This window comes from Bradyrhizobium sp. (assembly GCF_049512235.1).
In the GTDB taxonomy this organism is placed as follows: domain Bacteria; phylum Pseudomonadota; class Alphaproteobacteria; order Rhizobiales; family Xanthobacteraceae; genus Bradyrhizobium.
This window is the reverse complement of sequence record NZ_JBEKXH010000179.1, coordinates 1-12,236: the sequence shown is the minus strand read 5'-3', so window position 1 is coordinate 12,236 and position 12,236 is coordinate 1. Positions and strand designations below refer to the sequence as shown.

The window sequence follows — 12,236 nt, the reverse complement described above, 5'->3', positions numbered from 1 at the left end:
GGTAAGATGGACGCCACCCCGGACCTGACCCTGTGGGGAGTAGGAACCAGCCGCACGATTCGGCCGCATTGGGCCATGCACGAATTGGGCTTGTCGTACAAGATCAAGCCAATCGGACCGCGGACCGGCGAGACCAAAACTGCGGAATACACCGAACTTAACCCCCGTCAAAAGATCCCTCTGCTGCAGGACGGTGACTTCTGCATTGGCGAGAGCGCCGCGATCGTTGCCTATCTTTCCCGCATCTATTCGACGCCGGAGCGCTCCTTGATTCCGGAAATGCCGCGCGAATACGCGGCTTGGCTGGAGTGGTGCTTTTTCGTCGTCGCCGAGCTGGATTCGACAAGCCTCTACGTGATGCGTCGCCATCGAGCCGATGCGCTCGGTCCGATCTATGGGATTGCGCCCGAGGTCGTTGCCAAGGCGGCCGAATATTTTCGCGAGCAACTCCGGCACGTCGAGGTCGCGCTTTCGGATGGCCGGCAGTTCCTCATGGGTGATAAATTCACCAGTGCCGACATTCTGCTCACGACATGCCTGGATTGGGCGATCGCGTACGGTGTCGGGATTTGCGATAACGCACGCCCATATCTGACGCGCCTCCAGGCGCGCCCCGCCTATCAACTCGCCAAGGCGGCGAACGTCCCGCTTGCGCCGGTCACCCCCGTGCCGCAGAAAAGCTGACGCTGCGTCTTTCATGCGTGTAGCATACGCTTGGCGCGGGCTCGTCTCAAACGGCTATGCGCACGGCGCGTTCAGCAACCATTATTTCGATCTCGCCATCGTCATACCCCAACTCGCGCAACACATCGCGGGAGTGCTGGCCGACGCGGGGGGCTGGTCCTCCGATCGCAGCCTCGTTGATTTCAAACCGGGCCGCAGGCTTCGGCTGCCGCACACGTCCGACCATTGGCTGATCGAACTCCGCGATGATGTCGCGCGCGACGACCTGCTCGTTATGGATGATCTCGCCGCGGCGCAGGATCGGCGCGCAGGGAACGTCGGCGGCATCGAGCCGCTCCAGCCATTCCGCGGTAGTATGCTGGCCGATATATTCCGCCATCTTGTTGATGCGGGCCGTGGCGTTCACCGAACGCGCCGACGGCGTTGCAAACCGCGGATCCCGGGCAAGCTCGGGATCGCCCGACGCCCGGCAGAAGCCTTGCCACTCGGAATCCGAGATGGTGCCTGCGGTGATGTAGCCGTCACTGGTCTTGAACACGAGATCCGGACGGTCGTTCGGATCGGCGCTCGTCGCTTCCGCTCCCACCACCGTATATTGCATCATGCCTTCGGGCCAAAGGTATGAAATCATGGCATCGAGCATCGCGACCCGAATGTGATCGCCCTGCCCGGTTTTCTCGCGCGCGTAAAGAGCCGACGACACCGCTTGGGCAGTGAAGACAGCCGTGGTCTTGTCGCACACGATGGTGCGGATCATTTGCGGACGATTGGTCACCGGCTGCGACTGAATATCGGCGAAGCCCGACAGGCCCTGGATGATCGGATCGTAAACCCGCTTCTTCACATAAGGTCCGGTTTCGCCGACGCCGCTGATCGACACATAGATCAGGCGCGGATGGCGCTGGCGCAATTCATCGGCGCCGAGGCCGAGCCGCTCCATGGTGCCAGGCCGGAAGTTCTGCACCAGGACATCGGCCTGCGCGACCAGCTTGGCGAGAACCTCGCGGCCGACCCCGCTCTTTACGTCGATCGACAACGAGCGTTTGCCACGGTTCGAAGAGATAAACAGTGCCGAAAATTCTCCGTCCTTGTCGATAATGGCGCGGCTGCGGCGCGTGATGTCGCCGCCGATCGGTTCGATCTTGAGCACGTCGGCGCCCTGGTCCGCCAGAAACATGGTCGCGAATGGACCCGACACCACGCCGGTCAGGTCGAGTACGCGAACTCCGCTGAGTGGGCCGGGCATGACATCCTCCGTGAGTTTACCTACACCGCCGGGCCCGACGACAATCCATTCTCGTCGTCCAGCTCATGGACACCGGCTTGAGATTCCCCGGCCGATGTCCCCGATCCTATACAGCGTTTCTTTGATGCGAATCATAATAAGCCGATTTCGTAGGGTGGGTTGAGCTCTTCGCGAAACCCACCAATTCCGCCGCTGCGATGGGTTTCGTGACCAGTTCGGACAGGCGTCCGATCTGGTCACTCTACCCATCCTACAAGTGATCAGTCACGCTCCTCCTTCGGCGCACCCACCATGCGGTCGCAAATCCGTCAGCCGCTAACGGGCCGCCCTTTGGCCATGGACTATTCATACAGTTCTAAAAACGAACTGTCAAATCCCGCTCGTTTTGATTACAATTGTTGAGCTGGGCAGCGCTCCCGGGGTGATTGTTTCGTCCTGAGTGCCTATTTAGAATGGCCGGCGCCGGTCTTCCCTCACCGCTACGAGCGGATCGTCGGCATGTCATGGTCGCTGGAGAACAGGAATACAGGAATGAAGTGGGATGCCCTTGAGGAAGAGCCATGTTCGCTGGCTCGAACAATAGGCGTGATCGGCGATCGCTGGACGCTTTTGATCCTGCGCGAATGCTTCCTGCGCACGCGGCGGTTCGAGGGATTTCAATCCGCGCTCGGGATCACGCGCCATCTGCTCGCCGAACGGCTGAAGAAGCTGGTTCGGCAGGGCGTTCTGCGCCGCATTCCCTATCAGGAATCGCCCAAACGGCACGAATACATCCTCACTCAAAAAGGCCTTGACCTGTATCCGGTCATGATGGCGCTGGTCCATTGGGGCGACACCCACATGGTCGACGAACGCGGACGGCCCCTGGTTCATGAACATCGCAAGTGCGGAAAGATGTTCGACCCGGTGATGGTGTGCTCCGAGTGCAATGAGCCGCTTTTGGCCAAGGAAGTTCATACCCATCCGGGCCCCGGCGCGCGCCCGGTCGTGTCAAAAAGCGAAATGTCCGCCAAGCCCAAGCCCCCCAAAAGGGCCGCTTGACTTTGCATCATTGACTTCAGTACCTCAAAAAATGAGTTGCGAACCTCAGATTTTGATGGGATATTGATGGCTATGGGAGCCGGGCTTGAAAAAGTGACGCTGGTGGAAGTGGCGCAGCAAGCGGGTGTTTCGCTGGCTACTGTCGACCGCGTCGTCAATCGCCGACCCGGCGTCCATAGCCGCACGACCGCGCGCGTCGAGGCCGCAATCGCCCAACTCCGGTACCATCCCGATCCCGCCGCTGCCAGGCTGGCGAGAAATTTGACCGTCAAACTGTGCTTCATCCTGCCGAAAGGAACGAACGCTTTTGTCGACCTGTTGTCGGAGCAGGTGCGTGTCACGGCGGACTGGCTTGCCAGACAGAAAGCCCATGTCGATACCATCCTGGTGGACGTGTTCGACCCCGAGGTGCTGGCCCAGGCGCTGGAGAGCGCGGGCCGCCAATATCAGGGAATCGCCGCCGTGGCGCTCGACCATCCTCGGGTGCGGGCGGCGCTCGACGAACTGGCAGCCAAGGGCGTTGCGGTCGTCACGCTGGTCTCCGATGCTCCGGCGGCGCAGCGACTGCGCTATGTCGGCATCGACAACGCCGCAGCCGGGCGAACCGCGGGCACGCTGATGGGGCGTTTTCTCGGGGGGCGGAGCGGCCAGGTCGGGGTAATCGCCGGGTCGATGGCGCTGCGCGACCATTCCGACCGGCATTTCGGCTTCGCTCAGGCGGTCAGCGGCGAGCATCCCAATTTGGCGCTGCTGCCGGCGCGCGAGGGCCGCGACGACAACGCCCGCAACGAAGCGATCATGGGCCGGATGCTGCACGAGGTGCCGGACCTGCTCGGCATCTACAACATCGGCGCCGGCAACCGCGGCATCGCGGCGGCGCTCGAGGCTAGCGGCCGTGCGCGTGACATCGTCTTCGTCGGGCACGAACTGACCAACAGCACCCGAGGCCTGCTGCTACGGGGCACCATGGACGCCTGCATCAACCAGGACGCCGGGCATGAGGTGCGCTCGGCAGCGCGGGTGCTGCTGGCGCACTGCCTGAAGGAGACGCTGGTGCCGGACCAGGAGCGCATCCGCATCGACATCTTCATCCGCGACAACATGCCGTGAACCGGACAACGGACGGCGCCAGGGAGAACGTTCATGACTGTTGCGACCGAACGGCCCCGGACCGGGGCCTGATATGGCGTCCGTGACCATTCGCGGCGTGCGAAAGGACTATGGCCCGCTGCGCATCATCCGCGACATCGACCTCGACGTGGCGGACCGCGAGTTTATCACCCTGGTCGGCCCTTCCGGGTGCGGCAAGTCGACCTTGCTGCGGATGATCGCCGGCCTGGAGAAGATCAGCGGCGGCGACATCTCGATCGGAAGCGAGCGGGTCAACGATGTCGCCCCGATGCATCGGGACGTCGCCATGGTGTTCCAGAGCTACGCTCTCTACCCGCATATGACGGTCGCGGACAATATCAGCTTCGGGCTTCGGATGCGCCACGTCATGGCCGACAAGATCGAGGCCGCAGTGCAACGGGCGGCCGCCGTGCTGAACCTCGATCAGCTTCTGAAACGCCGGCCGGGACAGCTCTCCGGCGGGCAACGCCAGCGCGTGGCGATGGGGCGCGCCATGGTGCGAAATCCCAGGCTGTTCCTGTTCGACGAGCCGCTCTCGAACCTCGACGCCAAACTGCGGGTCCAGATGCGGGCCGAGATCAAGGCGCTGCACCGCCGCCTTGGCAGCACCAGCATCTATGTGACGCACGATCAGGTCGAGGCGATGACGATGGCCGACCGGATCGTGGTCATGAACCAGGGGCGGATCGAGCAGCAGGGCACGCCGGAGATGCTGTACGATCGGCCGGCGACGCTGTTCGTTGCGGGATTCATCGGCTCGCCTTCAATGAACCTGATCTCCGGAATCCTGCACGACGGCCATTTAGGTCTGCAGGACGGCAGCTGGCTGCCGTTCCCGGCTTCCATGGCGGTCGATGGCCAGGCGGTCACGCTGGGAATTCGGCCTGAGGACATTCACCCCGCCGCCTATGGCATCGCCGCGGAGGTCGTCGATGTCGAGCCGACCGGCGTCGATACGCTGCTCCTATGCCGCTTCGCGGGCGTTCAGGTCACGGCAAGCGTGCGCGAGCGGTACCGCGCCGCGCCAGGCACGCCGATCCGTCTGGCCTTCAATACCGGCAAGCTGCACGCCTTCGACACCACCACCGGGCGAACGCTCATCGACTGAGAAGATAAAGGCCGCCACAACAAAGGGTAATGGCAATGAGAAGGGACTTCCTGAAGGGTACCGCCGCATTGGGCGCGCTCGCCGTCCTGGGCGCGCGGTGGCCGGCACAGGCCGCCGAAGCAATCACGATGTGGCACATCTTCGGGGCCGAGACCGAACCCGGCCTCAAGAACATCAAGCGCTGGAACGAAACCCAGGCCCAGCAGATCGACCAGAAGTTCGTACCGTTCGGACAGTTGTCGCAGCAGCTCATCAAGGGCATCGCCACCGGCGACGTGCCGGATCTGATCACCATCGACAACCCCGTGGTCGCCAGCTTCGCGACCCAGGACGCGCTGGAAGAGCTGTCGGACCTGGTGCGCGCGTCGCGCGTGATCAAGGCCGACCAGTATTATGCCGGCAGCTGGGGCACCACGCTGTGGAACGGCAAGCAATATGCCGTCCCCGGCGAGGCCAATACGCTCGCACTCTACTACAATGCCGACATGTTCAAGGCCAAAGGGCTCGATCCCGACAAGCCGCCGCGGACCTGGGCCGAACTGCACCACGCCGCCGAGGTTCTGACCGACAAGGACAAAGGCGTGTTCGGCACCGCCTTCTGCGCGCTGCAGAGCGAGGAGGGCACGTTCCAGTTCCTGCCGTTCCTGCAGCAGTCCGGCGCCAGCCTCAAGACGCTGACTTCGCCGGACGCGGTCGCAGCGCTGCAGCTGTGGACCGATTTCGTCGCCAAGGGCCTGGCGTCCCGCGATGTGCTGGTGAAGCGCCAGTTCGAGATGACGAGTTCCTGGCTCGCCGGCGGCTCGGCGATGGTGATCAGCGGGCCGTGGGAGCTGCAGCGGATGAAGGACGTGAAGTTCAACTGGCGCGTCGCCACGCTGCCGCACCGCGAGGGCAAGGACATCGAGGCCTCCGCGCTGGGCGGCTATGTCTGGGGCGTGCCGAAGGGCGCGCGCAACAAGGAAGCCGCCTTCAAGGTGATCGAGTTCATGTCCGAACCGGCTCAGATGCAGCAATCCTGGAGCGGCGGCCGGCTGGCGCCGGTAACGACGTTGCAGGTCGAATCGCCCGTCATGCCGGAGGCCTACGCTACCTTCCGCAAGCAGATGGAGGTGGCCAGGCCACGCGGCCCGCATCCGCGCTGGCCCGATATCTCGGCGGCGATGCAGACCGCGATCCAGGAGGCGCTGACGGGACGGTCGCCGCCCGACGCCGCGTTGAAGAAGGCGTCGCTCGTGATCAACCCGATCCTCGAGCGCACTCCGATCGCCGGACTGTAGCCTTCGATGCGCGACCATCGGCGGCGCCAACTGGAACGTGCCCTGGATTCGGAGGCGTTGTGGCCACTGATGGTCGGCTTCAGCGCGCTCTATCTGGCGTTCTTCGTCGGCTATCCCGTCATCTACAACCTGATCATGAGCGTGCAGCACGTGACGCTCGGCAACATTCGCTTCCTGGTCCGGCCGTTCGTCGGGCTGGACAATTACGCCAAGCTGGTTGCCGATCCGCTGTTCGCGATGGTGGTGCAAAACACGCTGCTGTTCGTGGTCGGCAACGTGGCCTTGCAGTTCCTGGGGGGACTGGCCCTGGCGCTGTTCTTCCAGCAGCCGTTTCCCGGAGCGAGTTTCTTCCGCGGCTTGATTCTGGCGGGGTGGATCCTGCCGCCGCTGGTGATCGGGGCGGTGTGGAAGTGGCTGCTGGCGTCCGACAACGGCATTATCAACTACGCGCTGCACGGGCTCGGCCTGACCTCCGGTCCGGTCTACTGGCTGTCGGACCCGGCGACGTCGCTGATCGGCGTCACCATGGCCAATGTGTGGTTCGGCGTGCCGTTCAACATGATCCTGCTGTCGGCGGGTCTTGCCGGGGTGCCCCGCGACATCTACGAGGCGGCGGCGCTGGACGGCGCCGGGCCGCTGCGCCGCTTCTTCGCCATCACGCTGCCGCTGCTGCGACCGACCATCTACGCGCTGCTGGCGCTGTCGACGATCTACACCATGCGCGCCTTCGACCTGATCTGGACCATGACCCATGGCGGGCCCGTCGACTCCAGCAACATCTTCCCGGTCTGGGCCTACCGGCTGTCGTTCGAACTGTTCGACTTCGGCGGCGGCGCCGCGGTGTCGACCATGATGCTCGTCGTCGTTTTCATCGTGGCGCTGATCTATGTGCGCAGCGTCCGGGCGGAGCAGCTGAGCTGATGCGCAAATCCCTTCTGTTCGCCGTCGCGGCCATCGTCTCCGGTTTCTACCTGTTCCCGGTCTACTGGATGTACGCCTCCGCGCTGAAACTATCCGACGAGCTGAACGCCAATCCGCCGACGCTGATACCGCACGCGCCGACGCTTGCCGCGTTCCGCTGGATCTTCGAGCGGGAAAACGTCGCGCAATATCTTTGGAACAGCCTGCTGCTTTCCAGCGGCGTCACGTTGCTGACGCTGCTGTTGGCCACCGGCGCTGCCTATTCGCTGGCGCGCGTGCGCTCGATCTGGATGGACGTCATGCTGGTCGGGGTCATGCTGTCGCAGGTGCTGCCGCCGCCGCTATTGGTGACGCCGATGTTCGTCATCTTCCGCCAGATCGACCTGATCAACACCCTGCTCGCCGTCATCCTGGCGACGACGACCAAGACGCTGCCATTCGCGGTGGTGATGCTGCGCACGAGCTTCGCCCAGGTGCCGGTGGACCTCGAGGAAGCCGCGCGGGTCGACGGCGCGTCGCGGGTGCTCGCTTTCCTGCGCGTCACGCTGCCGCTGGCCCGGGTCGGCTACATCGTGGTCGGCACGCTGGTGTTCCTGCTGGCCTATGGCGAGTTCGTCTACCCCGTTTCCTTGCTGAACAAAAAGGCGCTGCAGCCCGCGACGGTCGGGCTGTACAGTTTCGTCGGCGCCGACTACTCGGACTGGGCCAACGCGATGGCCTTTGCCAGCGTGTTTGTCACCCCCGTCATTGTCATCTTCATGCTGCTGCAGCGGCGGATCGTGAGCGGCTTGACCGCGGGAGCGTTGAAATGAGCAGGATTCGCGTGGTCGCCGCCGGCTGCGGCCGCATGAGCACCAACTTCCTCAAGGCCGCCCTCGAAACCGGCGAGGTCGAGATCGTGGGCCTGGTCGACCCCGAGCTGTCCCGGGCCCAAGAACGGCGTGCCGAACTCGGGCTGGATGCCGCCGCGGTGGGCGATGGACTAGAGGCGATGTTGCGCCAGCAGCGGCCCGATGCCGTGTTCGACATCGTCGTCCCCTCGGTCCGGCACGGCATCGCGACGCTGGCGCTCGACCATGGCTGCCATATCCTCACCGAAAAGCCGATGGCGGATACCATGGACCATGCGCGCGACCTGGTTCGCGCCGCCAGCGCGGCCGGGCTAGTCCATGCCGTGGTGCAGAACCGCCGCTACCATCCCGGCGTGCGTCGCATCGCCCGCTTCCTGCGCTCGGGCGCGATCGGCGACGTCACCGGTGTCTATTGCGACTTCTTTCTCGGCCCGCATTTCGGCGGCTTCCGCGAGGAGATGCGCCACGTGCTGCTGCTCGACATGGCGATCCACACCTTCGATGTCGGCCGCCTGTTTTCGGGCGGCGCGCCGCGGACGGTGTGGTGCCGCGAGTGGAATCCGAAGAACTCCTGGTACGCGCACGACGCCTCGGCGATCGCGGTTTTCGAAATGGATAGCGGCGTGGTCTTCAACTATCGCGGCAGCTGGTGCGCCGAGGGCCTGCGCACCAGCTGGGAAAGCTGCTGGCGCATCACCGGCACAAGCGGCACCCTGCTGTGGGACGGCGAACAAGACATCCGCGCCGAGCTGGCGACCGGGCGCGGCTCCGGGCTGTTTTCGGCGTGCGAGGCGGTCACCGTGCCCGAACTCGACCCCCGCGACCGGGTCGGCGGCCACCGCGGCATCATCGAGGATTTCGTCCAGGCGATCCGGACCGGAGAGCCGCCCGAGACCGCCGGGGCGGAGAACATCAAAAGCCTGGCGATGGTGTTCGGCGCGATCGAGAGCGCCGAGGCCGGACGGGTCGTACACATCGACGGAGAAACAAGATGACCGACGCGCAATTGGCAAACCGGATCGGCACCATGGTCCGCTGCAACCGGGTCGAGGCGCCCGACTACATCCGCGCCATCCTGCCGCACGGCTTCGAGAGCCTGCAATTGATGTGGTGGCAGCACGCGCGCCACGACCTGCCGCGCCTCGCCGCGGAGGTGCGCGAGGCGATCGGCAACGCCGACGTGACCATCCCGACGCTGGCGATCTTCGGCAACCCGCTGGAAGAAACCGAACTCGATCGCGAGACCCATGCCGCCTGGGTCGCGCTGATCGACAACGCGCATCTGTTCGGCGCCTCGGTCGTCGCCGGCTTCACCGGGCGCTTGCGCGGCCGGCCGTTGCCCGAGAGCCTGCCGCGCTACAAGCAGGTCTGGGGCGAGCTGGCACGCCGGGCGGCGGACAAGGGAGTACGGATCGCGTTCGAGAATTGTCCCATGCTCGGCACCTGGGAGACCGGAGACTGGAACATCGCCCACAACCCGGCGGCCTGGGAGATGATGTTCAACGAGCTGCCGAACGACAATATCGGCCTGGAGTGGGAGCCGTGCCACCAGCTGTTCTACCTGATCGACCCGATGCCGCAGCTGCTCGACTGGATGCCGAAGATCTTCCATGTCCACGGCAAGGACGCCACGGTGCGGTGGGACGTGGTGCGCAGGCATGGCATCCACGGCAAGGTGCCGTTCGCCTTTCACCGCACGCCCGGCTTCGGTGACACCAACTGGACCGACGTGATCAGCGAACTGCGGCTCGGCGGCTACCGGGGCTCGATCGACATCGAAGGCTGGCACGATCCGGTCTATCGCGACGAACTGGAAATGACCGGTCAGGTCCGCGCGCTGAACTACTTGAAGGAATGCCGTGGTGGCGCCTTCGTGGCCAATCCGTGAGACGGGAGACGAACCATGAAAACGATCAAGGGACCCGCTATCTTTCTCGCCCAGTTCGCCGGCGATGCCGCCCCCTTCAACAGCCTGGCCGGCATCGCCGGTTGGGCCGCTGGCCATGGCTACAAGGGCGTGCAGCTGCCGAGCTGGGACGCGCGCCTGTTCGACCTGGCTTGCGCCGCCGAGAGTACCGGATATTGCGACGAGGTGCGGGGCACGCTGAGGGATGCCGGCGTGGAGCTCACCGAGTTGTCCACGCATCTGCAGGGCCAGCTGGTCGCCGTGCACCCTGCCTACGACACCGCCTTCGACGGCTTCGCGGCGCCGGAGGTCCGCGGCAACCCGGCCGCGCGCCGGGAATGGGCGGTCAACCAGCTGCTGCTTGCCGCCAAGGCGTCGCGCAATCTGGGCCTCAAGGCGCACGTCACCTTCTCCGGCGCCCTCGCCTGGCCCTTCGTCTACCCCTGGCCGCAGCGCCCGGCTGGCCTGGTAGAGACCGCCTTCGATGAACTGGCGCGGCGCTGGACGCCGATCCTCAATGCCTTCGACGAGGCCGGCGTCGATGTCTGCTACGAGATCCACCCGGGCGAAGACCTCCACGACGGCATCACCTACGAAATGTTCCTGGAGCGGGTGAACAACCACGCGCGCTGCAACATTCTCTACGATCCCAGTCACTTCCTGCTGCAGCAGCTCGACTATCTGCAGTTCATCGACATCTATCACCCGCGGATCAGGATGTTTCACGCCAAGGACGCCGAGTTCAATCCGAGCGGACGGCAGGGCGTCTATTCCGGATTCCAGCCGTGGCTCAATCGCGCCGGCCGTTTCCGCTCGCTGGGCGATGGCCAGGTGGATTTCGGCGGGATCTTTTCCAGATTGACGCAATATGGCTTCGACGGCTGGGCGGTGCTGGAATGGGAGTGCTGCATCAAGGACAGCGAGCAAGGAGCAAAGGAGGGCGCGGCGTTCATCTCGTCGCACATCATCCAGGTTGCCGGCAGGGCGTTCGACGATTTCGCCGCCAGCGGTGTCGACCAGGCGGCCAACCGCAAGCTGTTGGGGCTGGCCCGATGAGCGAGCGCATCCGTCTGGGAATGGTGGGCGGTGGCGAGGGCGCCTTCATCGGCGCCGTGCACCGCATCGCGGCCCGGCTCGACGACCAGTACGAACTGGTCGCCGGCGCGTTATCCTCCGAAGCGGCGCGGGCGCACGCCAGCGCGGCGGCGCTGCATATCGAATCCGGACGCAGCTATGCTGACTTCGAAGAGATGGCCGAGCGCGAGGCGGCCCGGCCTGATGGCATCGAGGTGGTGGCGATCGTGACACCCAACCACATGCACTTCGCCCCGGCCCAAGCCTTCCTCGCGCGCGGCATCCACGTGATCTGCGACAAGCCGCTGACCCACCGGCTCGAAGACGCATTGACGCTCGCCTCGGCCGTGGCGGACAGCGGCTGCGTCTTCGCGCTGACGCATAACTATACCGGCTACCCGCTGGTGCGGCAGGCGCGGGAGATGGTGGCGAGCGGCGCGCTGGGGACGATCAGGGTGATCCAGGTCGAATATCCGCAGGACTGGTTGACAACGCGGCTCGAGCAAACCGGCCAGAAGCAGGCCGCCTGGCGCACCGATCCGGCCCGCAGCGGCGCAGCCGGTTGCACCGGCGACATCGGCACCCATGCCTTCCATCTGGCGGAGTTCGTCACTTCGCTCCGCTGCGAGAGCCTGGCGGCGGAGCTGACCCGGTTCGTCGACGGGAGACCCGTTGACGATAACGCCCAGATGCTGCTGCGTTTTTCCGGCTTTACGCGCGGAATGTTGTGGGCATCTCAGGTTGCGCCAGGAAATGAAAACGCCCTGAGATTGCGTGTCTATGGCGACAAGGCCGGGCTGGACTGGTCGCAGGAAGAGCCCAATGCACTCCTGTTCACGCCGCTCGGCGAACCGCCGCGGCTGATCCGCCGCGCCGGCGCCGGCGCGAGCGCGGTCGCAGCTCACGCCAGCCGCATCCCGTCGGGTCACCCGGAAGGCTATCTGGAGGCGTTCGCGCAGCTCTACCGCGACATCGCCGAGCAGATCGTCGCGCGGCG

Annotated in this window: 12 protein-coding genes; 11 read left to right on the top strand and 1 reads right to left on the bottom strand. The window is 64.8% G+C overall.

Annotated features, from left to right (window positions below):
• The first annotated feature begins 6 nt into the window (after positions 1-6).
• Complete coding sequence (locus ABSG20_RS17650; RefSeq protein ID WP_423865799.1) at positions 7-684, top strand: glutathione S-transferase family protein; 678 nt, start codon at positions 7-9, stop codon at positions 682-684.
• 46 nt (positions 685-730) lie between these two features.
• Here the strand turns inward: ABSG20_RS17650 and ABSG20_RS17645 are convergent, their stop codons facing one another.
• On the bottom strand, positions 731-1,930 hold the full coding sequence (locus ABSG20_RS17645; RefSeq protein ID WP_423865797.1) for a CaiB/BaiF CoA transferase family protein: 1,200 nt from the start codon (positions 1,928-1,930) through the stop codon (positions 731-733).
• 531 nt (positions 1,931-2,461) lie between these two features.
• Here ABSG20_RS17645 and ABSG20_RS17640 point away from each other — a divergent pair.
• From ABSG20_RS17640 to ABSG20_RS17595, 10 genes are all read left to right on the top strand, one after another.
• Positions 2,462-2,971, top strand: coding sequence for a winged helix-turn-helix transcriptional regulator (locus tag ABSG20_RS17640; RefSeq protein ID WP_423865796.1), 510 nt, complete (start codon positions 2,462-2,464; stop codon positions 2,969-2,971).
• Between the two features lie 72 nt (positions 2,972-3,043).
• The gene (locus ABSG20_RS17635; protein ID WP_423865798.1) at positions 3,044-4,081 is read left to right on the top strand and encodes a LacI family DNA-binding transcriptional regulator; all 1,038 of its coding nucleotides are present in this window, start codon (positions 3,044-3,046) and stop codon (positions 4,079-4,081) included.
• Between the two features lie 73 nt (positions 4,082-4,154).
• Entirely contained in the window at positions 4,155-5,210 is a 1,056-nt protein-coding gene (locus ABSG20_RS17630) for an ABC transporter ATP-binding protein (RefSeq protein WP_423865795.1), read from the top strand.
• A 35-nt stretch (positions 5,211-5,245) separates the two neighbouring features.
• On the top strand, positions 5,246-6,487 hold the full coding sequence (locus ABSG20_RS17625; RefSeq protein WP_423865794.1) for an extracellular solute-binding protein: 1,242 nt from the start codon (positions 5,246-5,248) through the stop codon (positions 6,485-6,487).
• A gap of 6 nt (positions 6,488-6,493) precedes the next feature.
• Positions 6,494-7,408: a carbohydrate ABC transporter permease gene (locus ABSG20_RS17620; protein ID WP_423865793.1), complete on the top strand. Its 915-nt coding sequence runs from the start codon at positions 6,494-6,496 to the stop codon at positions 7,406-7,408.
• Positions 7,408-8,220, top strand: coding sequence for a carbohydrate ABC transporter permease (locus ABSG20_RS17615; protein ID WP_423865792.1), 813 nt, complete (start codon positions 7,408-7,410; stop codon positions 8,218-8,220). The genes ABSG20_RS17620 and ABSG20_RS17615 overlap by 1 nt, the downstream gene beginning before the upstream one ends.
• Positions 8,217-9,254 carry a Gfo/Idh/MocA family protein gene (locus ABSG20_RS17610; protein WP_423865791.1) on the top strand — a complete coding sequence of 346 codons (1,038 nt, stop codon included), beginning with the start codon at positions 8,217-8,219 and terminating at the stop codon, positions 9,252-9,254. Before ABSG20_RS17615 ends, ABSG20_RS17610 begins: the two co-directional genes overlap by 4 nt.
• Positions 9,251-10,147 (top strand): sugar phosphate isomerase/epimerase family protein, encoded by an 897-nt coding sequence (locus ABSG20_RS17605; RefSeq protein ID WP_423865790.1) that lies wholly within the window; start codon positions 9,251-9,253, stop codon positions 10,145-10,147. Before ABSG20_RS17610 ends, ABSG20_RS17605 begins: the two co-directional genes overlap by 4 nt.
• Before the next feature lie 15 nt (positions 10,148-10,162).
• Complete coding sequence (locus tag ABSG20_RS17600; protein ID WP_423865789.1) at positions 10,163-11,221, top strand: sugar phosphate isomerase/epimerase family protein; 1,059 nt, start codon at positions 10,163-10,165, stop codon at positions 11,219-11,221.
• Positions 11,218-12,236: Gfo/Idh/MocA family protein (locus tag ABSG20_RS17595; protein WP_423865788.1), on the top strand; the 1,019-nt coding region annotated here is incomplete at its 3' end. The genes ABSG20_RS17600 and ABSG20_RS17595, both read left to right, overlap by 4 nt.